Origin of the sequence: Paenibacillus sp. NPDC058071, from assembly GCF_042885235.1 — a bacterium.
Taxonomy (GTDB): domain Bacteria; phylum Bacillota; class Bacilli; order Paenibacillales; family Paenibacillaceae; genus Pristimantibacillus.
On the sequence record NZ_JBHVSK010000012.1, the window covers coordinates 62481 to 87315 of the forward strand.

General features: G+C 52.5%; 21 protein-coding genes and 1 riboswitch. Of the genes, 6 read left to right on the top strand and 15 right to left on the bottom strand.

The features are described 5' to 3' along the window. The first annotated feature begins 47 nt into the window (after nucleotides 1-47). Complete coding sequence (locus tag ACFVTB_RS19370; RefSeq protein ID WP_387752689.1) at nucleotides 48-917, top strand: aldose epimerase family protein; 870 nt, start codon at nucleotides 48-50, stop codon at nucleotides 915-917. On the opposite strand, the gene ACFVTB_RS19375 is transcribed toward ACFVTB_RS19370, so the two are convergent. Both ACFVTB_RS19375 and deoC read right to left on the bottom strand, forming a co-directional pair. Continuing rightward, on the bottom strand, nucleotides 901-2334 hold the full coding sequence (locus ACFVTB_RS19375; RefSeq protein WP_387752691.1) for a SulP family inorganic anion transporter: 1434 nt from the start codon (nucleotides 2332-2334) through the stop codon (nucleotides 901-903). The genes ACFVTB_RS19370 and ACFVTB_RS19375 overlap by 17 nt on opposite strands. Nucleotides 2335-2539: 205 nt before the next feature. Continuing rightward, nucleotides 2540-3226, bottom strand: coding sequence for a deoxyribose-phosphate aldolase (gene deoC / locus ACFVTB_RS19380; protein WP_387752694.1), 687 nt, complete (start codon nucleotides 3224-3226; stop codon nucleotides 2540-2542). A 296-nt stretch (nucleotides 3227-3522) separates the two neighbouring features. Here deoC and ACFVTB_RS19385 point away from each other — a divergent pair, with 296 nt between their 5' ends. Next, on the top strand, nucleotides 3523-4350 hold the full coding sequence (locus ACFVTB_RS19385; RefSeq protein WP_387752697.1) for a purine-nucleoside phosphorylase: 828 nt from the start codon (nucleotides 3523-3525) through the stop codon (nucleotides 4348-4350). A 263-nt stretch (nucleotides 4351-4613) separates the two neighbouring features. Beyond that, nucleotides 4614-6443 carry a 5'-nucleotidase C-terminal domain-containing protein gene (locus tag ACFVTB_RS19390; RefSeq protein ID WP_387752699.1) on the top strand — a complete coding sequence of 610 codons (1830 nt, stop codon included), beginning with the start codon at nucleotides 4614-4616 and terminating at the stop codon, nucleotides 6441-6443. Between the two features lie 498 nt (nucleotides 6444-6941). On the opposite strand, the gene ACFVTB_RS19395 is transcribed toward ACFVTB_RS19390, so the two are convergent. The 3 genes from ACFVTB_RS19395 to ACFVTB_RS19405 form a co-directional block, all read right to left on the bottom strand. Beyond that, nucleotides 6942-8144: an MFS transporter gene (locus ACFVTB_RS19395; protein WP_387752702.1), complete on the bottom strand. Its 1203-nt coding sequence runs from the start codon at nucleotides 8142-8144 to the stop codon at nucleotides 6942-6944. 188 nt (nucleotides 8145-8332) lie between these two features. Further along, entirely contained in the window at nucleotides 8333-9451 is a 1119-nt protein-coding gene (locus ACFVTB_RS19400) for a KamA family radical SAM protein (protein WP_387752705.1), read from the bottom strand. 118 nt (nucleotides 9452-9569) lie between these two features. Continuing rightward, a riboswitch (cyclic di-AMP (ydaO/yuaA leader) is annotated at nucleotides 9570-9725 on the bottom strand. 161 nt (nucleotides 9726-9886) lie between these two features. Then, nucleotides 9887-10348, bottom strand: coding sequence for a cupin domain-containing protein (locus ACFVTB_RS19405; RefSeq protein WP_387752708.1), 462 nt, complete (start codon nucleotides 10346-10348; stop codon nucleotides 9887-9889). 182 nt (nucleotides 10349-10530) lie between these two features. On the opposite strand from ACFVTB_RS19405, the gene ACFVTB_RS19410 reads away from it, so the two are divergent. Continuing rightward, on the top strand, nucleotides 10531-11022 hold the full coding sequence (locus ACFVTB_RS19410) for a cation:proton antiporter regulatory subunit (protein WP_387752710.1): 492 nt from the start codon (nucleotides 10531-10533) through the stop codon (nucleotides 11020-11022). Between the two features lie 2 nt (nucleotides 11023-11024). After that, nucleotides 11025-12281, top strand: coding sequence for a cation:proton antiporter (locus ACFVTB_RS19415; protein WP_387752713.1), 1257 nt, complete (start codon nucleotides 11025-11027; stop codon nucleotides 12279-12281). A 72-nt stretch (nucleotides 12282-12353) separates the two neighbouring features. Here the strand turns inward: ACFVTB_RS19415 and ACFVTB_RS19420 are convergent, their stop codons facing one another. The 3 genes from ACFVTB_RS19420 to ACFVTB_RS19430 form a co-directional block, all read right to left on the bottom strand. Next, nucleotides 12354-14072, bottom strand: coding sequence for an ABC transporter ATP-binding protein (locus tag ACFVTB_RS19420; protein WP_387752716.1), 1719 nt, complete (start codon nucleotides 14070-14072; stop codon nucleotides 12354-12356). 63 nt (nucleotides 14073-14135) lie between these two features. Then, nucleotides 14136-14630 carry a translation initiation factor IF-3 gene (gene infC / locus ACFVTB_RS19425; RefSeq protein ID WP_387752719.1) on the bottom strand — a complete coding sequence of 165 codons (495 nt, stop codon included), beginning with the start codon at nucleotides 14628-14630 and terminating at the stop codon, nucleotides 14136-14138. 47 nt (nucleotides 14631-14677) lie between these two features. Then, nucleotides 14678-16066 (bottom strand): MATE family efflux transporter, encoded by a 1389-nt coding sequence (locus ACFVTB_RS19430; RefSeq protein WP_387752722.1) that lies wholly within the window; start codon nucleotides 16064-16066, stop codon nucleotides 14678-14680. A gap of 212 nt (nucleotides 16067-16278) precedes the next feature. Here ACFVTB_RS19430 and ACFVTB_RS19435 point away from each other — a divergent pair, with 212 nt between their 5' ends. Beyond that, nucleotides 16279-17166 (top strand): helix-turn-helix domain-containing protein, encoded by an 888-nt coding sequence (locus ACFVTB_RS19435; RefSeq protein WP_387752724.1) that lies wholly within the window; start codon nucleotides 16279-16281, stop codon nucleotides 17164-17166. Between the two features lie 768 nt (nucleotides 17167-17934). On the opposite strand, the gene ACFVTB_RS19440 is transcribed toward ACFVTB_RS19435, so the two are convergent. From ACFVTB_RS19440 to ACFVTB_RS19470, 7 genes are all read right to left on the bottom strand, one after another. After that, on the bottom strand, nucleotides 17935-19380 hold the full coding sequence (locus tag ACFVTB_RS19440; protein ID WP_387752727.1) for a nicotinate phosphoribosyltransferase: 1446 nt from the start codon (nucleotides 19378-19380) through the stop codon (nucleotides 17935-17937). A gap of 137 nt (nucleotides 19381-19517) precedes the next feature. After that, nucleotides 19518-19919, bottom strand: coding sequence for a zinc ribbon domain-containing protein (locus tag ACFVTB_RS19445; RefSeq protein WP_387752729.1), 402 nt, complete (start codon nucleotides 19917-19919; stop codon nucleotides 19518-19520). Between the two features lie 189 nt (nucleotides 19920-20108). Then, nucleotides 20109-20792 (bottom strand): TerC family protein, encoded by a 684-nt coding sequence (locus tag ACFVTB_RS19450; protein ID WP_387752731.1) that lies wholly within the window; start codon nucleotides 20790-20792, stop codon nucleotides 20109-20111. Nucleotides 20793-21016: 224 nt separating this feature from the next. Next, nucleotides 21017-22087, bottom strand: a complete 1071-nt coding sequence (locus ACFVTB_RS19455; RefSeq protein ID WP_387752734.1) for an ABC transporter substrate-binding protein — start codon at nucleotides 22085-22087, stop codon at nucleotides 21017-21019. Beyond that, on the bottom strand, nucleotides 22084-22890 hold the full coding sequence (locus ACFVTB_RS19460; RefSeq protein ID WP_387752737.1) for an ABC transporter permease: 807 nt from the start codon (nucleotides 22888-22890) through the stop codon (nucleotides 22084-22086). Before ACFVTB_RS19460 ends, ACFVTB_RS19455 begins: the two co-directional genes overlap by 4 nt. Then, nucleotides 22865-23692, bottom strand: a complete 828-nt coding sequence (locus tag ACFVTB_RS19465) for an ABC transporter permease (protein ID WP_387752740.1) — start codon at nucleotides 23690-23692, stop codon at nucleotides 22865-22867. The genes ACFVTB_RS19460 and ACFVTB_RS19465 overlap by 26 nt, the downstream gene beginning before the upstream one ends. Beyond that, nucleotides 23689-24825: an ABC transporter ATP-binding protein gene (locus ACFVTB_RS19470; RefSeq protein WP_387752742.1), complete on the bottom strand. Its 1137-nt coding sequence runs from the start codon at nucleotides 24823-24825 to the stop codon at nucleotides 23689-23691. Before ACFVTB_RS19470 ends, ACFVTB_RS19465 begins: the two co-directional genes overlap by 4 nt. Nucleotides 24826-24835 lie beyond the last annotated feature (10 nt).

The following is a 24835-nucleotide window of genomic DNA, read 5'->3' on the forward strand; positions in this document are numbered from 1 at the left end:
TGTACCGTTTTTTGCGCGCAAAACGAACCTAACGGAGGAATCCAATCATGCATCCATACGAAGTCAACAGCATCGTTGAAAAATATACGATTTACGAGCTGACAGAGAAGGACACCGACTCTCTCGTACGCGTTTGTCCGGAAAGGGGCGGCATCGTCATCGGCTGCCAATTGAACGGCCTCGAGCTGTTCTATCTCGACCAGGAAACGTTCGAGAATCCGACTGCTAACATCCGCGGCGGCAATCCGATCCTGTTCCCGATCAGCGGCCAGCTGGAGAACCGCTCTTACGAATGGGACGGACAAACCTATGAGATGGCCAATCACGGCGTAGCCCGCACATCGGTCTGGGAAGTACTTGGCACCGGCACCGACGGCGAAGCGTCCATTACAATCGGTCTGCGCGCAAACGAAGAAACGAAACGCTCCTATCCGTTTAATTTCGAGCTTATCTTCACTTACGCGCTGAAGAATGGAGAGTTTCACATTCGCCAGCAATATCGCAACCATTCGGCTGAAAAAGCGATGCCTTTCTATGCAGGTTTCCACCCTTATTTCCGCTCCGAATCGAAAAAGCTTTCCTACGAGATCGATGCAACCCGCTACCTCGACTACAACGACTTCGTAGAAAAGCCTTTTAACGGCACAATCGATTTAACAGGCCTCGTTGAATCAGTGACGCTGCTTGATCCGAAAACGAGCGAAGTCTCGTTCCCCGTCGACGGAGGCGCACGCGTCCGCTTGAGCTACGACGACGTGTTCAAATACGTCGTTGTATGGTCGGTCGAAGGCAAGCCTTTCGTCTGCGTCGAGCCATGGATGGCGATGAACAACGAGCTTCAGCGCAAGGATGAGCTTGTCCTCGTTCAACCGGGAGATACGCTGCACGCCAACATGACGATCAGCTGCGACCGATAGCGCCTGCTGAAGCGTCCGAAGCACGCAGGACGCTCACCCGCTTGCCATTGCGCTGTAAGCTTTCGACTGTCTTGTCCAGCGCAAGCGACGCCGTATGATCCCACACTTTCGATTTCGTCAGGTCGAGGCGTACCGCCTCGGCCGCGCAATCGAGCTCAATCCGCTCTTCCAGCGTCTGTGCGGACGCGAAGAACAGCTGCCCCTGCACCTGATACGTCCTCGTCGTTCCATTCCATTCGCTGTGGATTTGCAACCGCGAAGCTTTAACGACAAACCAGACGAAGCTTACCAATACTCCTGCGATGACCCCTACAGCCAGATCATGCGTAGCCAACACCGCCGCAACCGTTACGAGCATGACAACGGTCTCGGAGGCCGGCACGCTCTTCAAGCGAAACACCGATTTCCAATCAAATACCGCAACACATACCATCAGCATAATGCCGACTAACGCTGCCATTGGAATGAGCGCCAGCAAATCTCCGAACAGCACAGTCAGCGCCAGCAGAAACAGCGCTGCGACGAGCGTCGACAGCCGGTTGCGCCCTCCCGTCTTCACATTCAGCACCGACTCCGCCACAAGCGCGCAGCCAGCCATGCCGCCGAAAAAGCCGGATACGACGTTAGCGACGCCTTGACCTCTCATTTCTTTATTTTTATCGGTCCGCTCCCCCGTCATCTCGTCAAGCAGATTATGGGTAAGCATCGTTTCCGTATAACCGACAACCGCAAGCGATAAGGAATAAGGCAAAATAATGAGCAGTGTTTCCCAACTGAACGGAATGTCTGGAATGAGAAAAGCGGGCAGCGAAGCGTCGATTGCCGCAATGTCGCCGATGCGGGTCACGCCGGGCATTCCCGTCGCCCACACAGCGAGCGTCAATACCGCTACCGCAACGAGCGGCGACGGAATCGCTTTGAAGTATCTCGGCAGAAAATAAATGATACCTAGCGTTGCCGCTACGAGAACATACATTAGCCAAGATTCGCCTGTGAAGTAGCGAAGCTGCGACATAAAGATTAATATCGCCAGCGCGTTAATGAAGCCGGTCAACACCCCTTGGGGCACGAAGCGCATCAGCTTGCCCAACTTGAATACGCCCATTAGAAATTGAATAATACCGGTCAGCACTGTAGCCGCGAACAAATATTGAATGCCATGCTCGTGCACGAGCGAGAGCATGAGTACGGCCATCGATCCCGCTGCCGCAGAGATCATTCCCGGACGGCCGCCGAGAAACGTAACGACGAGCAAAATACAGATTGAAGCGTAAATGCCTACAACGGGCGGAACGCCGGCCATAAACGAGAAGGCCAACGAGTCCGGCACCAGCGCCAGCGTTGCCGTCATGCCGGCGAGCACGTTCGCCTTCGCATTAACGGTCCACTGGCTGAGCCAAGGTATTTTCTTTTGCATCCTTCACCTCGAGTTAATCAATTTGCACTTTCCTATATACAACGTCCGATCACCGCCGCTATGCGGCGATCCGGCCAATCATCCTCTCATCTAACGTTTGAGCCAAAAAACAAAAAAGCCGGCCCGTCAGAGCCGACTGTACCTTTAACAAGGATAGCTTGCGGCAAGATGCCGGTCAATCCCCATTTCCTTCAACCTCATGCGTTCAATATCCTTCGCCTTGTCCCCCAGATACGATCGCAACACTCGAGCTCGCGCCGATGCGAGAGGCTCCGGCGGCAAGCATCCGCTGCGCCGTCGCCATATCGCGAACGCCGCCGGACGCTTTCACGCCCATGTCCGGGCCGACCGTCCTGCGCATTAGCGCGATATCCTCCTCCGTCGCACCGCCTTTTCCGAAACCGGTCGATGTCTTGACGTAATCCGCTCCTGCCGCCTTGCAAATTTCGCAAGCCGTCACCTTCTCGTCGTCAGTTAACAGGCCCGTCTCTAAAATAACCTTCACGACCGCACGGCCCGACGAGGCGGCGACAACGCCTTCGACGTCGCGCCGAACACCCGCTAAGTCACCCGACTTCAGTAGACCGACGTTCAGCACCATATCGACCTCGGTCGCTCCGTTATCAATTGCTTCCTTCGTCTCCGCAGCTTTCGCGAACGTCGTCGTCGCGCCAAGCGGGAAGCCAATCACCGTCGTCACGCCGACACCCGAGTCTTTAAGCAGCTCGGCCGATAAAGAAACCCAGCCCGGATTGACGCATACGGTGGCGAATTTATGCGCCTTCGCCTCCGCGCACAGCTTCGCGATCTCCTCTTTCGTCGTTTCCGCTTTCAAAGCGGTATGATCGATTGCGGCCGCCACCTGCTCGGCCGAAAAACGTTGTTCATTCATCGTTTGTTCCTCCTTCGTGATCATCCGGCCGGGTCCATCCCAGGTTGCCGGAACAACTAGTTCTTTATTTTTACGGGTTCATTATGAATCGTCGTTTGCTGTTTAGCAGCAGGATAGGCTCGTCTGTTCAGCAGCCATGATCTATCGCTGTAACTATTATACGAGCAGCCTCCGCTATCGACAACTGGATGCCATGATCATCCTCGAAGGCGACGGACGTCAACCTTTCCATTTGAATGCCGGTTGCGGTATGATGATACGGAAGCGTTACCCTTTAAACAGGAGGCTCTGTGACCATGGACCAATTATTAGCGAAAATCGATGAAGCTGCCGCCTATATCCGCAGCAAGATAGCAGCCGTTCCGCAAGTGGGCTTGATTCTCGGTTCCGGGCTGGGCGTCATGGCCGACGAGGTTCAAGATCCGATCGTAATTCCTTACGGCGACATCCCGCATTTCCCGGTATCTACCGTCGAAGGCCATTCCGGCGAACTCGTTGTCGGACGTCTGGAAAACAAAACGGTGCTCGTCATGAAAGGGCGTTTCCACTACTACGAAGGCTATACGATGAAGGAAGTCGTTTTCCCTGTCTACGTTATGAAACGGCTTGGCATCGACGCTCTGCTCGTCACGAATGCGGCGGGCGGGATGAAACGCGGTTTCGCCGCGGGCGACTTGATGCTCATTACCGACCATATCAACTATACCGGCAGCAATCCGCTGATCGGAGCCAATATCCCTGAGCTTGGCCCGCGCTTTCCGGATATGTCTTCCGCATACGATAAGGAGTTCCGTGCGCTCGCCGCTTCTAAAGCGGAGGAACTTGGCATCAAGCTGCAGCAAGGCGTGTACGTCAGCATCTCCGGGCCAACCTACTGCACTCCAGCCGAGCTGAAAATGCTGGCCTCATGGGGAGCCGACGCCGTCGGGATGTCGACAGCGCCCGAAGTGATCGCCGCCAACTATTGCGGCGTTCGGACGGTCGGACTGACTTGCATTACCGATATGGCGATCGGCGAAGAGCTTGAGCCGCTCACCCACGAGCAGGTGGTGCGGGTAGCCGCGGAAGCGCGCCCGAGATTCATCGCTTTGGTGAAGGCAACGGTTAACGGCATGAACGTTTAATGTTATTAGGCTATTAATACGCCTAAGAAAGAATTGCCCCCACGGATGGGCGGTATGAAGCCAAGCGCTTTATGCCGCCCTTTTTTACTCCAGTATTCTTCTTGCGTATAGACTCCAATCGCGAATCATACGCTAAGCCTGTCAAACTTTCTCCCCCACTCTACTAATTTTCTGAAGATTTAAACTTTATTAAAAGGAATAACGCCCGAATCCGTAGAATAAACATTTTAGTTTACAAATTTTGGGGTAGAGGGGGATGTTCCTTGTCGCTTAACCGATTGAAATGGCTGTTATCCTTCGTTCTTGCCATAACGCTGCTCTTCTTGGCTGCCGAAGCCGCTGCAGCAGCCGATTCGGACGCTCCGCCAGCAAATAAGCATATTACGATTGTGCATACGAACGACACGCACGCAAGGTCGGTGGAAGGAAGCGGCGGCGAAATGGGCTATGCCAAGCTTGCGGGCATTATTGACAGCTATCGCGCGACGAATCCGAACACGCTCGTTATCGACGCCGGTGATGCGGTGCACGGCACGACCTTCGCTACACTCGTAACGGGAGAAAGCGTCGTGCAGGTTATGAACCAGATCGGCTACGACGCAGTCGTGCCAGGCAATCACGAATTCAATTACGGCTACGAACGCCTGCTGGAGCTGCAGCAGCAAATGAAATACCCGCTGCTCAGCGGCAACATCCGTATAGCGAAGGACAACCATCTATTGTTCGACCCCTACATCGTTAAGGAAATAGACGGCGTAAAAGTTGGCATTTTCGGTCTGACAACGCCGGAGACATCGTTCAAAACGCATCCGAATAATGTGAAGGGCTTAATCTTCACCGATCCTGTCAAAGAAGCGAAAGCAATCGTCCAAGCGTTGAAAGGAAAAGCCGATATTATCGTTGCGGTCGGCCATCTCGGACAAGACCAGTCGAGCGCCAATACGAGCCTGAAGGTGCTGGACGCAGTGCCCGGCATCGACGTCTTCATCGACGGCCACAGCCACACGGTATTGGAGAACGGCATTACGGCAGGCAATGGCACTCTGCTTGTCAGCGCGGGCGAATATACAAAATATGCGGGAGTCGTCGATCTGTGGTATGACGGCGGCAAAGTAGTAAAGAAGCAAGCCGCGCTTGTTGATCAGAAAAAAGCGGCCGATATCGCTCCGAACGCTGCCGTCGCAGAGCTCGTCTCCTCCATTCAGAAAAGCCAGGAAGCGATTCTGTCGCAGAAGGTCGGCGAAACGGCCGTGAAACTAGAAGGATCCAGAGAGCTGGTTCGAACCAGTGAAACCAATCTAGGCAGCCTGATTGCAGACGCATTGCGCAGCGCGTCAGGAGCCAATATCGCCGTCACAAACGGGGGAGGCATCCGCGCCTCGATTGAGCAGGGCGTCATTACGAAAGGCGCGATCATCACCGTGCTTCCGTTCGGCAATCAAATCGTTACCTTGAACGTGAAGGGCGCCGACGTGAAAGCGGCTCTGGAAAATGGCGTGTCCGATTATCCGAATCCGAAGGGCGCTTTCCCGCAAGTATCCGGTATCGCCTTCAAAATCGATCCGTCGAAAGAAAAGGGAGCGCGGGTCCACTCGGTTACTATCGGCGGCAAGCTGCTGGACGAGAACGCGAGCTACGTCGTCGCCACCAACGATTTCATGGCGGCTGGAGGCGACGAATATACGATGTTCGGCAAATACCCGCAAGCCGGCATGTACGGCTCGCTGGACGAGGCGTTAATCACCTATCTCGAGAAACTCGGCGACTCCGAACCGAAAGTGGAACGCCGTATTACTGTGGAGACCGCACCGGCGTCAACCAAGCCTCATCCTGGACCGCAACTAAGCCCGCAGCCACAGCCAGAGCCGACGACAGTTGGCCCAGTGACGCGGCTGGAGCCGCAGCCGATACAGCAGCCAGAGCCGAAGTCCGAACCAAAGTCGGCCGTTCAGGCTTACGTAGTGAAGAAAGGCGACACGCTCTGGACGATTGCCAAAACATTCGGCACGACGTGGCAGACGCTGCGCGATCTGAACGGTATCGTCAACCCGAACCTGATCTATCCGGGTCAAATCATTAAGCTGCCGTCCTAAGAAAGACTTAGCTTGCGGCATGACAAAGGGGCTGTTTCAAAAGTCTTCTTAGTGACTTAGGAACAGCCCCTCAGACTGTCGCCAACCTGAAGCGACGGATGGTGTGCGATCGGCGCCATCGTGCTGTGTCTCGACGCACGGCGCCTTCGGCGCCATAACGTGCGCTGGAAGAAGCGCGCGAAAAATCTATATGGCCGCTTCAGGCGGTTGAGAAGAACTCGTCGGTTTCAATAACGGCGGGTTTCTTTTTGAGCCGCGTATTTCAATGTATATTAAATTTCATACATAATTTGCGTATTTTGAGCAAAATCGTCGATTATATATGGTTTTTCGACTATAATCGTCCGAAATCCCGATTTTTGAGAAATTATATATGAAATTTCATACATATTTCTCATGTAGTCCCTAAAACTGCTGCACCTCCGACAGTTGGAGGACTCTGCTAGGCCTTCTCGGACAGCGGGCAATCTTTTTCCGTTTTCGTATTCTAGTACAAGCTTATTCGGCAATGTTAGCCGTTCTCTTGCCACCGCTCGCATACTTCCACTCATAGTATAAGTACAAGACGATGTAGGCGACGAAAAATATGCCGGAAAACAAAAACATCGTCGCATATCCGGTTACCGAGGCGACGAAGCCGAGCATGATCGCGCCCAGTCCGATGCCGATATCGAAAAAGTTGTAATAGGTTGCTGTAGCCGCCCCTCTCCGTTCCGGCTCGACGCGGTTAATAACCCAAGCCTGCAGCGCCGGGAACAAAGCTCCGAAGCCAAAGCCATAGAACACGCCGGCGAGCAGCAGGATTTCTACCGAGTCGGCAAGGAACAGAACGACGCAGCCGATCAAGCAAAAGACAGCAGACGGGAACAGCACCCAAATCCGGCCCTTCCGATCGAACAACGGACCGCTAACAAAGCGTATAAGCACTTCACATATAGCGACAACCAGGAAAAAGTATCCGATGTTGGAAATCCCCTTCTCGATGCCGAACAACGTAATAAAACTGAGCATGCCTCCGAAAGAGACACCGACCAGCATGCCCAGCAAGGAAGGGAACAATGCCTTCTTCTCTACTGCGCTGCTAAGCCAATGCGGCTTTCCTTGCGAAGCTGCAGATGCATGCAGCTTGACGTCCGGCGATGCCTTCGGTTGGCGGAAGAAAGTGGTTAGCGCCAGCGTCGCCAGCAATATGGCAGCCCCCGTCGCAAACAGAACCGAATACCCGTATTGCTCCATTAACCATATGCCTAGAAAAGGACCCAAGGAGAACGCGATCGCGTTGCCGGTTGCAAAGAACCCCATCCCTTCTCCTCTTCGCGACGCTGGGACAACGTCCGAAATAACGGTGCCGTACTGTGTAGTCGACAGCCCGAAGCCGATGCCGTGTACAAAGCGCAGCAGGAGCAGCGCCGTCAGCGTAGCGGCCATGTAATAGCCCGCCATTCCAACGAAGCAGATGGCAACGCCGATTAACAGCAGACCCTTCTTCCCGAATCGGCGGACGCCAATGCCGGTAAGCGGTCTTGCCAGTACGGCGGCAAACGTGAAACATCCGAGCAGCAAGCCGATTTGCGATTCGCTGCTTCCTTGTTCGGCCGCAAAAACAGGCAAGGTAGGCAGAAGCATCTCGATAGCTAGAAACAAGAACAGGTTGGAGCAGGTAAGCAAAATAAAATTTTTGGTCCATAAGGACTCGCGCATGATGTAGGATCCCTTCGACTTTCCTTCTGGAATCGGCGCTCCGTTCCACGCCGTATACTGCCAATCATACTGTCGGGCATCCCTTCTGTCTATGGAATACGGCAAAAAAGGGACCGTCCGCTGCGATTCACGTTGCCGCTTATCGCCCTGACAGTCCCATTCCCATTATTCGCTTACGTTAAATGCTGTTACACCAATGTAGCTTCATGCACCGGTTTCCAATACTGTTCGCTGCCTGGTAAATCGTCAAACCAGGCGGCATCTTCCGGGCAATCCAGCATCATAAAGCGGCCGTAATGGCCATACTTCGACTGATGGTACTTTAAATACGCTTTGCCATCTTCAATAGCAAGGATTTCGATTTTCCCCGAAGCGTGGCTCATGGACAGCCTGACCCGCTTGCCGAGACCTGAAGTAAGCGCCTTGGCTTCTTCTACTATCTCGTAAGCCCGCTTGAGCGGTACGACGAAATCCGAGTTGCCCGCTACCGGGCGGTTGATAAAGAAGTAATACGGCGTTACGCCAGCCCATGACAGCCGGTCGAGCAGCTCCGCCAGCACCTTGGGATCGTCGTTAATGCCTTTAATAATCGGCGTTTGGTTGACGACGATCGCGCCGGCCTCATGCAGCGCGTTGAACGCTTTGCACGCTTCGGCCGTAATTTCTCTAGGGTGATTAATGTGCGCCATGACATAAATGCGTTTCTCTACGGTGGAATAAGTGCGGATCAAATCAAGCAAGGCTTCGTCCTCATAAATGCGCATCGGGTTGAATACGGGGATTTTGGAGCCTAATCGGATAATCTTCACATGATCGATCGCTCTAAGCTGCTCGATAATGCTTCTTAGTTTGGGAGTACCGAGGATAAGACTGTCTCCCCCGGTCAGCAATACGTTATTGATTTCGGGGTGCTCGGCGATGTAAGCGAGTCCTGGCTCTACATTCGAAACGGCTTCCTTCACGTCGTTGCGGAACAGCCGCTTACGGAAGCAATATCGGCAGTAAGCGCCGCATACTTCGGAGACGATGAGCAGTGCGGTCGTCCCGTATTTATGCTGGCACCCCGGTACGACATAATTGGCTTCCTCGTCGGAAGCGTCCCATTTGCCGTATTCGAGCAGTTCGCCCTCATTCGGGATGACGAGTCTGCGGATCGGATCGTTGGGATCGTCCCAATCAATCAGGCTTAAATAGTAGTCGTTAACGCGAAACGCGAACTTATCCGTAATCGGCTTCAGCTTCTGACGCTCCTCGCTCGGTATGGATGCAATGCGGTCAAGATCGATGATGTACTTTGGCTGCGGCATACAAACTCCTCCTTCAAACAGAATTTGTGGTGCACGCTCCACCAGTGGGGGGTCCAAGAAACGCAAAAAAACCCATACGAATCTATCTGTAGGGGTCACAAAATAAAAATAAACTTGAATTTGACCCATCCACTGCTGACGAGGTTAGCTGACGGACTCGGGTAGATGGTCACCCTAAAACTCTGCATACACGATATGCGGAATTTATTCGCCCCACTTGCGTTTGGTTCCCCCGCTTTCCGGCGCATAGCCGAAAATTAAGCGTACTAACAGTCTAAATCGAAAAAGGGCCATTTGTCAAACTTTACAGTCAATTCAGACAAATCGGCCGATCTCGCCGCCCTATTTATGGACATAAAAAACGAAGCCGGACCGGGCCGCTTGAACATCGTTTTCCAAAGATGCGCTGCGTCTCGGACCGGCTCCGCCGTCCTCTTATTTGCCGATCAGTCTGAAATCGTCATAGTGAAAGCCCGGAGCAACGACGCAGGATACCAGCACCGGCTCGTCGCCCAGCGGACGCGTCATTTGCCATTCCGCACCGGGCACCAGCGCTTGCGGCTGCTGACCGTTCAGAATGTCTCCGCCGAGAATAATTTCTTCGCGCTTCTCCGGTTTATCTCCGGTACCGCCCAGCGTCAGCGCAATCGGGCTGCCCGAGTGCCACAGCCATAGCTCGTCCGAATGAACGGTATGCCAATCGGAGATTTCTTCCGGATGCAGTAAGTAGTAAATGGACGAAGCGGCAAATCTCGGACCGTTATAAGGAGCCCCTAGCACTTGCTGCGGAATTTCGAACGAAGCCTTCCATATTTCCTTATACCATCCGCCTTCGGGATGAGGCTTCAAACCGAGCGCCTCCACCAAAGGAGAAATTTGTTTAACCGTAGAACTCATCTGTTTCTCTCCTCCTATTACATCTCTATTTATTCCTTAGATTTTATATCGGTTTGAAAGCAACCGTCAATGAATGTTCGATAGATGATGACATTTTCCAGCTATAGTTAGGCCATATTTATGGCATCTATGCCGGAATCCTTTATATAAATACTATAAGCGTGCAGAATAGGAGTGCTGGCATGGATATTAGAGAAACGGATTTACCGGGCATTGGACGTAAATATCAGTTGCAGACAAGAGGCGGCGACAAATTTGTCATCATCATCCACGACGACGGAAGACGCGAGCTGTACCACTTCGACTATGAGGATCCGGACGACAGCATATCCATGGTGTCTCTGGACGACGACGAAGCCCGTCATATTGCGGCTATTATCGGCGGTATAACCTATAAGCCGAAAGCGCTGGAGACGATCGAAGTGGCGCTGGATGACTTGACGATCGAATGGTATAAGGTGGAGCATGGTTCCAGATGCATCGGCAAAACAATTGGCCAAGCAAATATCCGTCAAAAAACGGGCACAACCATTATCGCCGTAGTAGAAAAAGAGAAAAAACATATTAACCCTGGCCCCGACTATATTTTCAAAGCGGATACGACTCTCATTGTGGCTGGCGAACGCCAGCATCTAAAGAAGCTAAAACATCTCCTTTCTAACGGGAGCGTATAATTATGGATCACTTGGTGCTGGAAATTGGTCTTGCCGTTATCCTGCTTGCCTTAGTCGGGCTCCTTTCCGCAAAGCTGCGCTTTTCGGTCATCCCGTTCTATATTCTCATCGGGATGGCCGTCGGGCCGCACGCACCTAAATTCGGCATTCTCGACTTCCGTTTTATCGAAAGCGCCCCTTTCATCGATTTCCTCGGCAGAATCGGCGTACTGTTCCTGCTCTTCTATCTCGGGCTTGAGTTTTCCGTTGGCCGCTTGATCAAATCCGGCAAATCGATTGTGATTGGCGGCACCATCTATATTTTAATCAACTTCACTCTCGGTCTCGCTTACGGCTGGGTCACCGGCTTTCCGCTCGAGGAAATGCTCATTATAGCCGGTATCACAACGATCTCCTCCAGCGCCATTGTCGCTAAAGTGCTCGTCGATTTGAAACGTACTGCCAATTCGGAGACCGAGATGATTCTTGGCATTATTATGTTCGAGGACATTTTTCTTGCTGTCTATATCTCCATTCTCTCCGGCCTCGTACTAAGCGGAGCTAACTCTCTTGGCGGCGTTCTGCTGTCCGCTGCATACGCTTTAGGCTTCATGCTGTCGTTTATCGTGATCGGGCGCAAAATCGTTCCGCTTCTCAACAAAATGTTCAACATTCGAAATAACGAAGTGTTCCTGCTGCTTGTCTTCGGCTGCCTGTTCTTCGTGGCGGGCTTTTCTGAAACGATTCATGTGGCGGAAGCGATCGGCGCCTTACTCGTCGGCCTCGTTCTCGCAGAAACCGAGCACCTGAAGCGGATCGAGCATCTCATCTTGCCGTTTCGCGATTTTTTCGGAGCGGTATTCTTCTTCAGCTTTGGCCTGACAATCGATCCGTTTGCTTTAGGCGGAGCGGTTTGGCTATCCATCGGCGCCGTCATCCTTACGCTGATCGGCAACTTCGTCGCCGGGATGCTCGCCGGCCGCAGCGCCGGACTTTCTCCGAAAGCCTCGTCCAACATCGGGCTTACGATCGTCTCTCGCGGCGAATTCTCGATCATTATGGCCAACCTCGGCAAAACAGGCGGCCTGCTGGAAATTATTCAGCCGTTCGCCGCATTGTACGTGCTCATTCTCGCCATACTTGGTCCGCTTCTGACCAAGGAATCGAAGCTCGTGTATAAAGGCTTGAATAAACTATTCCGTTTCGAGCGGAAACGGCCTGCAGAGAAAGCGACTGAAACGGCGACCGAACAAGCAACTGAACAAGCAAGCTCGTCTTGAAAAAAGGCGCTGCGGAAAAATTTCCGCAACGCCTTTTTTTTACGCCCTATGATGCAGTGTTCGCTACGCGGCTCAGCCTTTCCCGAACTGCGCTTGATGCAGACGGCTATAAATGCCGCCGGTCGCGATCAATTCCTCGTGCTTGCCTTCCTCGCTGATGCCTTCCTCGGTAACAACGATAATCCGGTCGGCGTTTTTAATCGTCGCCAGCCTGTGGGCGATAACCAGCGTTGTTCGGCCTGCCGACAGCTCAGACAGCGATTGCTGAATCGCTGCTTCCGTCTCCGTGTCGAGCGCCGAAGTTGCTTCGTCCAAGATGAGGATCGGCGGATTCTTCAAGAACATCCGAGCAATCGCCATCCGCTGTTTCTGCCCGCCCGACAGCTTCACGCCCCGTTCACCGATAACCGTATCAAGGCCGTTAGGCTGAGCGGCGATAAACGCCTCCAGATGCGCTCTGCGTGCTGCCTCCATAATATCAGCGTCGGACGATCCAAGCTTGCCGTAAGCAATATTGTCACGAATCGTGCCCGCAAACAGGAAGACGTCCTGTTGCACGATGCCGATCTGTCTACGCAACGATTCCAGCTTCAGATCGCGAATATCATGGCCGTCGATGCTGATGCTTCCTTCATCCACTTCGTAGAAGCGAGGCAACAGGCTGCATAGCGTCGTTTTACCCGCGCCGGAAGGACCGACGAAAGCGACAGTCTCGCCTTTGCGAATGTTCAGGTCGATGCCTTTAAGCACTTTTGCTTCTCCTTCATAACCGAATGTTACTTTGGAATAGCGAATGTTGCCGTAGAGGCGGTCCACTTCAATCGCATTCGGCGAATCGGCCACATCAGGAGCGGTCTCCATTAATTTGGTGAACCGCTTGAAGCCGGCAATGCCTTTCGGATAGCTCTCGATCACGGCATTAATTTTCTCAATCGGCTTGAAGAAAATATTTGTCATCAACACGAAAGCGACGAATTCACCGTATCGCATATCGTATTTGATTACGAACCAGGTGCCGCAGAGCAGTACGAACAGTGTAACAAACCGCATCAGCATGTACGTAATCGAAGAGTTCATGCCGATAATTTTATACGATATTAGCTTAGCCGCGCGGAAAGCGCGATTGTCTTTGGCAAACAACTCGTTCTCGTGCTTCTCGTTAGAGAAAGCTTGCACGACGCGAATGCCGCCGACCGTATCTTCGACCCGGGCGTTAAAGTCGGCCATAGCCCCGAACAGCCGATCCGAAGCCTTCGTCATCTTCTTGTTAAAGAACAATACGAGCCAAATAATAATCGGCACGATGACAAACGTAAGGAGCGTCAATTCCAAATTGATGAACGCCATTATACCGAATGCACCGATCAGCGTCATGACGGCAATAAACATATCCTCCGGTCCGTGATGCGCGACTTCTCCGATTTCGAACAAATCGTTGGTCAAACGCGAGATCAGGTGCCCCGTCTTCGTATTGTCAAAATAACGGAAGCTGAGTTTCTGTACATGCTCGAACAGCTTTTTGCGCATATCCGTTTCAATGTTGATGCCGAGCATATGACCCCAATACGTGACGACATACTGCAGCAGCGTATTGATGACATAAACGATCAGCAGCACGGAGCAGGCGACGATGATATAAGGCCAATTCTCCTGCGGCAGCAGCGTGTCGATCACGTAGCTGACCGCAAGCGGAAACATCAGTTCCAGTATCGCAAGTACGACAGCGCTCGAAAAATCGAGAAAGAACAGCTTGCGGTATGGTTTATAGTAGCTGAAAAACTTGCGAAGCATAATAATCTCCTTTTTATTGATAATCATTTTCAATTAAAAGGATATCTAACGTATTCATCCCTGTCAATCGAAATTTGGACGGACTTCCACGGCCGCCTGCTTGCCGCTTACTTGAATGCCCGTCTGCTTTCGTCCGGAGGCGGCGAGATCGGCGCACAGCCGCTCCAGCAGTTCCTTGGCCCGCGGGCCTTCCTTGCCGCTCAGCCTCACCGATAGCAAGACGCTGTTGCCTGAGGCAAGCAGGTTGGCGGCTTGCCTCAGCTTTGTATCGTAATCATGCTGCTCGATGTCGATGCCGAGCCGCAGCTCCTTGACCTTCAAAGGCTGCTCCTTCAGCTTCTCCTCTCGCTTCTGCTGGCTAGCTTGCTGCTTCGCCATGCCTCTCGCAACCAAGCGGCAAGGCGGCGGACTGCTCATCAGCGAATCACAGATCAGATCGGCTTTATTCTCTTTCGCCAACGCAAGCGCCTCCTCCCGGGAGACGATGCCCAGCTTCTCTCCGTTCAAGCCAGTCAGCAGCAGCTCCGATGCTTTTATTTTCTCGTTCAATAATACCATGTATAGAACCTCCTTTGTTCGTTAATTAGTGTGGTCGGTCGGCTGGCTTAGCTATGACCAAGCGCCTTCGCTTTTGAGGCGCCATCCGCCGTGCGCTGGCGATGTTTGCCGCGCAGCGCCTTTTGGCCCCGCCAGCGAATCAGCACGAGTGCGCCGCGGATGTATTCGTCGGCTACCATGCAGACGTAAATGCCGACCAAGCCCCATCCGAGTTGGATGCCGACGATATACGGCATAACCCCTGCAACGATAGACGACACGGAAAGCGATATCCACATTACATATTTCGTATCGCCGACCGAATTTAATGAATTGCCGAACGCCATATTCAGCATTTTACCCGGCTGCAGCAGCAGGTTCAATCCTAGAAGTGAAACGCCAAGCTCAATAATCGTTTGATCTTTTGTAAAAATGCCAAGCAGTTGCCCTCCAAACAAATAGATAAGGAAGGCATTGACGACCACAATCATCTGAGCGAACCAATGCGCCCGATAAACGCCTTTGTACGCCGCATCCAGCTGCCCTGCTCCGAAACGATGGGCGACCTGAATTTGCAGCGCCATCGCAATCGACTGTCCAAGCAGGAAGCAGAACGATTCCAGCGTGTTCATATAGGTGCGAGCCGCCAGTTCATTGGAGCCTATCATCGCAATGTAGCTGAAAATAAGCAGCTGCGTGAACACCCACGCCGACATACTCACCGCAAGCGGCCAGCCGATCTTCAGCACTTCCTTCATTAGCTTGCTGTCGGACATTCGATAGTTCGACCAATAGATTTTCCGCTCAAACGAGCTATGGAACATAACAAACAGAACAACGGTCGCCAGCAGCCGGCTAATAACGGTCGATAGCGCGACGCCTGTTAGTCCCCATTCGGGCAGTCCGAGCTTTCCGAAAATAAAACCGTAATTCAACACAATATGAATGATGTTCATTGCAATAGCCGTGTACATCGGACCTTTTGTATTGCCGGTATTACGAATCGCCGTACTGAGCGTAGACATGACGGCAGTCAGAACCATGCCGCCTCCGACGATCGATATATAAATGCGCGCCAGCGGCAACAGCTCGTTGGGCAGTTGGAGCATCGCGGCGATCGGTTCCGGCGCGGCAAACAGCAAAATACTCAGCGGCAAGCCGATGATAACGCTCGCCTTCACCGAAATAACAGCGATCGTTCGCGCCTCCTCGTTGTTACGCGAACCGATCCGCTGCGCAATGAGAATGCCTGCACCGCTTGATACAGCGACAAAAAGCGTCGTAATTGCCATGAACAGCTGGTTTGAAAAACCGACGACGGCTACCGCATCATCGGATATGCGGCTGACCATCAGTGTATCGGCCGCCCCGAGCAGAAATTGCAGCAGCAGCTCCAAAAAGATTGGCCAAGCCAGCATCCATAGCGTAAATGATTTTTCCCGCGGTTGCGAGTTCATGATTCCCAACCTCCTAAGCATAAGCCGGCGTCATTGCCGGCGAGAAGCCTCCATCGGCTTCCTCGTCTCTATAATTTCTGTATTAGCTTCTTGTCGGCGTCTATTCGCCATAACAAATTATAGATGCTATACTGGGGCTGATGTTTCACATTCACAACTCAAACTTTAACGATTCCAACCTTCATTTCACACCGTGAAAGGAGAGCTTGTCCATGACAATACTGCGCTTTGTCATACCGCCCGTACCATTCTACATGGCAAGCGGCTTTGTCGATGCAGCGCCCGGCTTCAAGCATACGAACCGCCGAAATATCGGCGTCTTCGACCTTCTCACAGTGTCCGAGGGATGCCTTCATATTACTGAGGAAAACCGTTCCTTCGACGTTGGCCCGGGTCAAACACTTATCCTCCGGCCTGATTCACATCATTTTGCGACTCGGGCAAGCGCTGAACGAACCTGTTATTACTGGATGCACTTTCAAACGAGCGGTGAATGGACGACGGAAGAGAATGCTCCTCAAAGGCTGCGGCACGCTATCGGAGAATATGGACATGGACTGGACGCCGGGGCTTTCACGCTGCAAACGTTCATTAAGCAAATTCCTCAGGCCATGACGCTTGCACAGCCGGCCAAGCTGTTCGTCGCCATCGAGCAGCTGTCGGAGATGGATCGGAACAACCATCAGTCGGAGGTCGGCTGGCGGCAGCAGCAGCTGTTCCAGCAAGTACTCGAGCAGCTGTCAGCGGAATCCGACGCGCAGCGGACGTCTCCTGCAGCTCTCTGCGCCGAGCGGGCGGCCACTTATTTGCGAGAGCATTATAAGGAATCCGTCACCTTGCAAGCGCTGGGCGAGAGCATCAACTTCCACCCGGTCTATATCGCGCGATGCATGCGCAAGCAATTCGGCTGCTCGCCAATCGATTATTTGAACCGATTTCGAATCGATCAAGCCAAGCTGCTCCTGCTTCAAACGGACCATCCGATTTCCTTCATCGCCGAGGCGGTCGGCTTCAATCATGCCGCTTATTTCGCCGCCTGCTTCGTTAGGCTTGAAGGCATTTCGGCGCGAGAGTACCGCAAACGGATTACGCAGGGCTAGCGGTCATACGTGAAAGGAATTAACACGGACTTGAAGTTAGAAGAAGCGTTGCGGGTCAGAGGGTTCTTCCGATCGCCATTAAAGCCTGATTCCTTTATTTTATTAATCGTTTCGGTAGAAATCTGGCTTTAAAAGCGACCACTATCGTTTCTCCAGAATCCCTCTGCCCCTCCACTTTCTCTCCTTTTCAGTTAAGCTGATTTTATGTTGGAGATGAAATATCATATATATTTTGCGCTCAAGTGGAGAAGCATCGATTTCATCCTGTGGAGTTTAGACCGGATTATATACGAAATATCGTATATAATTCGCCCCAAAACCGAAATCGGGCTGATTATATGCGAAAAATCATACATATTTTACTCCTATGTGGAGTTTCGACCAAATTATATATGAAATATCGTATATAATTTGCCCTAATGCCGAAATCGCCCTGATTATATGCGAAAAATCATACATATTTCATCCCAGGTGTAGTTCTGGCTTAATAATACAAAAGAAACCCTCGCCATATTAAGATGACGAGGGTTTCTCCAAAACTGAGGCAACGCTGCAGGGCAGCAGCAATTCTCAGCTAGCTGTAGCCTGCCGCTGCGGCCTTCACTACTACTTACTAACTGCCGCCCACGCCACTACGCTACTTCTTTGCTAACTGCCGCCTGCGCCAACGCATGCACGCTGAGCTGTCGCCTGCCACTCGTGCCACGCCCACACTGCTTCCCTACTCCCTTGCTAGCTACCACCCGCGCCAACACCTCACCTACTCCGTTAGTCCTTCTGATAGCTCTTAATCAAATCCATCTTCAACTGCCACGCCTTTTCGCTCAGATGTACGGGATACAGCTCTGGATTCAGCTTGCGCTGCACCTCCGGGCTCATTCGCGACAGCTGCTCGCGATGATAGGCGCGAATGCGATCCAGGTCCGGAAGCTCGTATACGAGTTGTCCCTGCTCGAATATCGGGCGAAGCAGAGGAACGGCCTCGTAATCGCTCACGTACCTGTAAATGTAGGGATGGACCGGATCGAACAGCTTCAATCGTCTGCCGTTAGGATCATCGTCCTCGTTGTCTAGCGAGAGGTAGTCCGCTTCCGCAAGGCCTGTGTTCCGGTTTACAATTCGGTAGACGCTCTTTTTGCCCGGCGCCGTCACCTTCTCCGGGTTGTTCGACAGCTTAATGACCGGCACAAGCTCGCCATCGCGCTCGCGGGCGGTCAGCTTGTATACACCGCCGAGCGACGGCTGGTCGGCTGCTGTAATAAGCTGGGTACCGACGCCCCACGTATCAATCTTCGCGCCCTGCGCCTTCAGGTTGAAAATAAGCGTCTCGTCGAGGTCGTTCGAGGCAACGATCTTCACCTCTGGAAAACCGGCCGCGTCGAGCCGCTTGCGGGCCTGCTTGGACAAATACGCGAGATCGCCGCTGTCGAGCCGGATCGCTCCCATCTTCTTGCCGATGCTGTCCAGCCAGCGAGCTGTCTTGATCGCATTCTCGACCCCGCTCTTCAGCGTATCGTACGTATCCACCAGCAGCGTTACCTGGTCGGGAAGAGCTTGAGCGTATTTCATGAACGCCTCTTCCTCCGTATCATGGTCCTGCACCCACGAATGGGCGTGCGTTCCTTTCGTCGGGATGCCGAAACGCATTCCGGCCAGCATATTCGACGTGGCGTGGAAGCCTGCAATATAAGCCGCTCGCGCCCCCCAAACAGCCGCATCTGCTTCTTGAGCCCTGCGCGTGCCGAATTCCAGCAGCACATCGCCTTCCGCCACTTGAGCGATTCGTGATGCTTTGGTCGCAATCAGCGTTTGGTAGTTCATAAAATTAAGCAGTGCGGTCTCGACGAGCTGCGTTTCGAAAATTGTGCCTTCTACACGGATAAGCGGCTCGTTCGGGAAAACGATCTGTCCTTCCTCGACCGCGTACAGGCTGCCTCCAAACTTGAATTGCCGTAGAAGCTCCAAAAAAGCCGGTTCATACTGCTCCTCCTGCTCGGCTAAATAACGAAGCTCCTCTTCGCCAAAGCGAAGCCCTTGTATATAATGAACGATCCGCTCTAGCCCGGCAAAGACCGCATAGCCGTTTCCGAACGGCAGCTTGCGGAAGTATGCTTCGAACACCGCTTTCCGGTTCGCCGTTCCGTTCTTCCAATGGGCATACATCATATTAATTTGATATTTATCGGTATGAAGCGTCAAATGAAGTTCAGCCATGTATGTATCGCTCCTTGCTTCTAATGAAAATCACTCTTTCAACAGCATAACCATTTCCAGTTAAAAAAACAGCCCCCGCCGATTCACGGCGGCGGCTGTCGCCGTCAACTCCGCATGCAAATGTCCCAGCGCATGCGTTATCCAAAAAACATATCCAGCGCCGTACCGCCCGTCCCCTGCTTCCTGCCCGTCATCCGATTGGGGTCGTAAACCTCCACAAAACCACAATTGATGCAGGTCGCAAAAATATAGTGGTTATGCTGGATATCGAACAGCTTGCTCAGGCCGGTGCCGGTCATCGCCACCTCTCTCGCTTCGCAGCTTTCTCCGCCGCATTTCAGGCATGAAAACCGGGATTCGATGAAGCCGATCGCATCACCGGAATGCTCCAGCGTGTATGCGCGCTCCTGCGCCCCAGCCTCTTCCCCTTCCATCTGTTCTGCGATATGTTCCTGTCCCACTTCGTTTTTGCATTCCGGACAGCAGCCTCGCCGGTCCAGCTCCACTTCCTCATGACACCAAGGACATTTCACCTTCACCCGAAACCGTCTCCTCTCTGATCCATGTCGGTTGCAGGACAGCCTCTTGGAAAGCTCCCGCCTCATGCTCATTGTATTCGCCGCATGAGACGGTTTACCTTTTCTTACCGATAGATTGGAGGCTGACATCTCTTTTTGCCAAGCATATATGTGTCTGTTCGCTAAAACGTTTTTCAACGAATATTTTCCTTACGGATTTTGCGGCGTATGCCGCGCAGACGCCCGATGCCGAAGAACAAGGCCGAGCACAACGACCAACCCAGCCAGCAAGATCGGCACGACATAATGGCCGCCTTGGAATGGGAGTTCGAACAAGTACCCAATGCCCTTGTCGCTTTCCATCATTTCTCCGGCCGTATAACCAAGCAACGCAGCACCCGCCCAAACGATGATCGGAAGCTTCTCCATCACTTTCATCAATAGCTGGCTGCCCCATACGATTAACGGAATGCTGATAGCAAGCCCGATAATAATCAGCCCTACATTGCCTTGCGCCGCGCCAGCCACTGCCAGCACGTTGTCGAGACTCATGACGAGGTCGGCGATGATGATCGTTTTAATCGCCCCGCCAAGCGTTACGCTCGATTTTACGCCCTCTGACCCTTTATCGTCCAACAGCAGCTTCACCGCTATGTACAATAACAATAGACCGCCAACAACCTGCACAAACGGTATTTTTAAAATCCAAACCGCAACGAAGGTGAGTCCAATACGCAGTACGACCGCGCCCGCTCCGCCCCATATCGTCGCCTTCTTCTGTTGGTGGGCCGGCAAGTTGCGGCTGGCGAGCGCGATGACGACCGCGTTGTCGCCGCTCAGCAGCACGTTAATTAAGATCAGTTTCAGCAATCCGGTTAATAATTCGCTTTCCATCCCGCTTCTCCCCAATCCTTCCGTAAGGTCAAATTGCATGATATCTATCTATCATACCCCTATTTAAGCCGTCTATAAAGTTGCGAGGCGACAGATGAAAAAAAAAGGAAACTCACCACTTTCCCCAAATCGGAAAAGCGCCCCAATGCCGACCGACGGAAACAACGGTATTACTAGCCGGGAACGGCTGCGTTGTCTTCGTCGACGCTTCGGGGCGCTTCTTTTTATTTGCGATGCATTTTAAACTCGAGGAAAAGCTCATTATAGTGCGAGAGCATTCTTTTTCCCAAATTCTCGTACACTTCCAGCTTCTCGGTCAGTTCTTTGCTTGGATAAAACCGCTCGTCACCGGCAATCTCCTCCGGCAAGAAGGCAAGCGCCTCTGCATTCGGAGTTGAATAGCCAACATACTCGGTGTTTTGCGCGGCAACTTCCGGGTCGAGCATAAAGTTGATGAAGGCGTGCGCGCCTTCGATATTTTTCGCCGTCTTCGGAATGACCATGTTATCGAACCACAGGTTCGAGCCTTCCTCCGGCACGACGTAATCGAGCTTCTCGTTCTCGCTCATAATCTCCGACGCATCGCCGGACCAGACGAGTCCGACAGCCGCCTCTTCGTTGGCCAGCAGCATTTTGATCTCGTCGCCGACAATCGCCTTCACGTTCGGCGTGAGCTTGCTCAGCTTAGCCGTCGCTTCCCGCAGATGATCCTCGTTCGTGTCGTTGAGCGAATAATGCAAGCTATTCAGCCCCATGCCGATCACTTCTCGAGCGCCATCCAACAGAAAAATTTGATTGCGCAGGCTTTCATCCCATAGGTCGTCCCAGCTCTTAAATTTCAAATTGGTCAGATCCGGGTTGAATACGACGCCGACCGTTCCCCAGAAATAAGGAATCGAGTAAATGTTGCCCGGGTCGAACGACAAATCCATAAAGCTGGGATCAATGTATTTCAAGTTCGGCAGCTTCGAGTGATCGAGCGGCAACAGCAAGTTTTCTTCTTTCATTTTGCTAATGGCGTACTCGGACGGAATGCTGACGTCGAAGGTTGTACCGCCCTGTTCGATTTTAGTCATCATCGCCTCGTTCGAATCAAACGTTTGATAGATGACTTTAATACCCGTTTCCTTCTCAAATCGTGCGATCAGCTCAGGATCGATATAATCGCCCCAGTTGTATATCGTCAGCGTATTGCCGCTGGAATACCCTTGGCTTGAATTCAAATAAGCAGTCAAATACATAAGCGCGAAAGCGACGATGAATACGGCCGCAAACGTCCGAACCAGCTCTTTCATCCCCGTCCCTCCATTCCGGCAGACGGCTTGTTGTTCCGCTGATTAATGAAGTAGTAGCCGATGACGAGCACGATCGTGAACAGGAAGATCAAAGTCGACAGCGCATTGATCGAAAGCGAAATGCCTTGCCGCGCTCTCGAATAAATTTCGACCGACAAGGTCGAGAAGCCGTTCCCGGTCACGAAGAACGTTACTGCGAAATCGTCGAGCGAATACGTTAACGCCATAAAAAATCCCGCGAAGATACCGGGCTTAATAAACGGCAGGATAACCTTCGTCAGCACATTCCAGCCGCTCGCACCGAGATCGCGCGCCGCGTCGATCAGCGTCGGGCTCATCTCCTGCAACTTTGGCAGCACCATAATGACAACGATCGGTACGCTGAATGCGATATGCGACAGCAGCACCGACGTGAAACCAAGCTTAATGCCGATAATGGTAAACAGGATTAAGAACGAGGCGCCGATAATAACGTCGGGGCTTACGATCAACACATTGTTCAGCGTCAGCAGCGTGTTTTTCGGCTGATACCGTCTGACCTGATGAATCGCCAGCGCCCCCGCCACGCCCAGAATCGTCGAAATGGCCGCCGACAGCAGAGCAATGACGAACGTATTCAGCACAATAATCAGGAGACGCGTATCGGCAAACACCTCGGCGTACCATTCCAGCGTAAAGCCTTCAAAATTGCGCATCGCGCCGCCGCTGTTGAACGAGTAGAACATTAAGTAGAAGATCGGCGCATACAGAATGGCGAATACGACGACCAGGTAAATATTAGACAGCTTTTTTTTTGACGTCATCCTGCAGCCCTCTCTTTCTGCTGCCCGTCAGCAGCATAATGATCGCCATCGCGATAATGAGGAAGACGGCGATCGTCGCGCCCATGCCCCAATCTTGCGTAACGAGAAAATGCTGCTCGATCGCCGTACCGAGCGTAATGACCCGGTTGCCGGCAATAAGCCGCGTAATCATGAAGAGCGACAGCGCCGGAATAAATACAGCTTGGCAGCCGGATTTGACGCCGCTCAGCGTCAGCGGGAAGACAACGCGCCGGAACGTCGTCCACGGCGATGCGCCAAGATCCCGCGCCGCGTAGACGAGCGACGGATTCAGTTCCTCCAGCGAGTTGAAAATCGGCAAAATCATAAACGGAATGAAAATATACACCGACACAAACACGAAGCTGAAGTCAGTAAACAGAATTTGCTGCGTGCCGATGCCGACGAATTCGAGCACCGCATTCACGAAGCCGTACGTCCCGAACAGGCCGAGAAAGGCATACGCCTTCAGCAGCAGGTTGATCCAGCTCGGCAAAATGATAAGCAGCAGCCACAGCTGCTTATGCTTTGTTTTCGTCAGCAAATACGCCGTCGGATACGCGACCAACAGCGAGAATGCTGTAATAAGGAAGGCGTACCAAAACGAGCTGACCGTCATCTTCATATAAACAGGCGTAAAAAATTTGGCGTAATTGGCGAACGTGAACTGCCCCTCTACATTAAAAAAGGAGTAGTAGACGACGAGTAAAATCGGCGCCACGACGAACAAGACGATCCACAGCAAATACGGCACGAGATAGACATTGCGCGTGTTTGCGTTCATCGTTGTTCCACCCCGACTTTAAGCCCGTCCCCTTCGCCTTCCGAATCGCTGTATGCATCAAGGCGCTTGTCGAACTCCTCTTCCGTCTCGCCGAATCGCATAACGTGAATCGCTTCCGGATCGAAATAGAGGCCGATTTTCTCGCCGACAACCGCTTTTTTCGTCGAATGAACTAGCCATTCGTTGCCGTCGTCGTCATACGAGCTGATCTCGTAATGGACGCCGCGGAAAAGCTGCGAATCGACGCGTACCTGCAGCTTGCCTTGCTCAAACGACGTTATCTCCAAGTCTTCCGGGCGAATCACGATTTCGACCGGCTCATTCGAATTGAGCCCTTGGTCGACGCACTCGAACGACTTGCCGGCGAATTGCACCTCGAAATCTTGCACCATCCGTCCCGGTACGATATTCGACTCACCGATGAAGTCGGCTACGAAGCGGTTGATCGGCTCGTCATAAATATCGTTAGGCGTACCGCTTTGCTCGATTATGCCGTTATTAAGCACGAAGATCTCGTCCGACATCGCAAGTGCTTCCTCTTGGTCGTGGGTGACGAAAATAAACGTAATGCCGAGACGGCGCTGCAGCTCGCGCAGCTCGTACTGCATTTCGGTGCGCAGCTTGAGGTCGAGCGCCGACAAAGGCTCGTCCAGCAAAATAATTTCCGGCTCATTGACGATTGCCCGCGCAATGGCGACGCGCTGCCGCTGGCCGCCGGACATTTCATTGATTTCGCGGTTTTCGTAGCCTTCCAGATTGACGAAGCGGAGAGCTTCCTTCACCTTCGTTTCAATGGCCGGTTTTTTCAGCTTTTTAATGCGCAGGCCGAAGGCCACGTTCTCGAATACGTTCAAATGCGGAAACAGGGCGTAGTCCTGAAATACGGTATTCACCTGCCGCTCGTTGGCGGGAACACGGTTAATCACTTTGCCGTTAAAATAGATTTGACCCTCCGAAGGCTCGATGAACCCCGCGATCAGCCGTAAAATCGTCGTTTTCCCGCAGCCCGACGGACCTAGCAGCGTATAAAACTTACCTCTTTCGATTTCAAAGCTGACATTCTTTAATACGACTGTTTCGCTGTCGTATCTCTTCGTCACATGCTCGAACCGGATAATCGACTGTTGCTCCATTTCTTTTCGT

Coding starts and splice junctions, on each gene's coding strand:
- infC (WP_387752719.1), bottom strand. CDS start 14,630: ATGGTATTATTGAACGAGAAAATAAAAGCATCGGAGCTGCTGCTGACT.
- ACFVTB_RS19470 (WP_387752742.1), bottom strand. CDS start 24,825: ATGGAGCAACAGTCGATTATCCGGTTCGAGCATGTGACGAAGAGATAC.
- ACFVTB_RS19435 (WP_387752724.1), top strand. CDS start 16,279: ATGACAATACTGCGCTTTGTCATACCGCCCGTACCATTCTACATGGCA.
- ACFVTB_RS19385 (WP_387752697.1), top strand. CDS start 3,523: ATGGACCAATTATTAGCGAAAATCGATGAAGCTGCCGCCTATATCCGC.
- ACFVTB_RS19460 (WP_387752737.1), bottom strand. CDS start 22,890: ATGACGTCAAAAAAAAAGCTGTCTAATATTTACCTGGTCGTCGTATTC.
- ACFVTB_RS19440 (WP_387752727.1), bottom strand. CDS start 19,380: ATGGCTGAACTTCATTTGACGCTTCATACCGATAAATATCAAATTAAT.
- ACFVTB_RS19370 (WP_387752689.1), top strand. CDS start 48: ATGCATCCATACGAAGTCAACAGCATCGTTGAAAAATATACGATTTAC.
- ACFVTB_RS19415 (WP_387752713.1), top strand. CDS start 11,025: ATGGATCACTTGGTGCTGGAAATTGGTCTTGCCGTTATCCTGCTTGCC.
- ACFVTB_RS19375 (WP_387752691.1), bottom strand. CDS start 2,334: ATGCAAAAGAAAATACCTTGGCTCAGCCAGTGGACCGTTAATGCGAAG.
- ACFVTB_RS19400 (WP_387752705.1), bottom strand. CDS start 9,451: ATGCCGCAGCCAAAGTACATCATCGATCTTGACCGCATTGCATCCATA.
- ACFVTB_RS19405 (WP_387752708.1), bottom strand. CDS start 10,348: ATGAGTTCTACGGTTAAACAAATTTCTCCTTTGGTGGAGGCGCTCGGT.
- deoC (WP_387752694.1), bottom strand. CDS start 3,226: ATGAATGAACAACGTTTTTCGGCCGAGCAGGTGGCGGCCGCAATCGAT.
- ACFVTB_RS19420 (WP_387752716.1), bottom strand. CDS start 14,072: ATGCTTCGCAAGTTTTTCAGCTACTATAAACCATACCGCAAGCTGTTC.
- ACFVTB_RS19450 (WP_387752731.1), bottom strand. CDS start 20,792: ATGGAAAGCGAATTATTAACCGGATTGCTGAAACTGATCTTAATTAAC.
- ACFVTB_RS19455 (WP_387752734.1), bottom strand. CDS start 22,087: ATGAAAGAGCTGGTTCGGACGTTTGCGGCCGTATTCATCGTCGCTTTC.
- ACFVTB_RS19410 (WP_387752710.1), top strand. CDS start 10,531: ATGGATATTAGAGAAACGGATTTACCGGGCATTGGACGTAAATATCAG.
- ACFVTB_RS19395 (WP_387752702.1), bottom strand. CDS start 8,144: ATGCGCGAGTCCTTATGGACCAAAAATTTTATTTTGCTTACCTGCTCC.
- ACFVTB_RS19465 (WP_387752740.1), bottom strand. CDS start 23,692: ATGAACGCAAACACGCGCAATGTCTATCTCGTGCCGTATTTGCTGTGG.
- ACFVTB_RS19430 (WP_387752722.1), bottom strand. CDS start 16,066: ATGAACTCGCAACCGCGGGAAAAATCATTTACGCTATGGATGCTGGCT.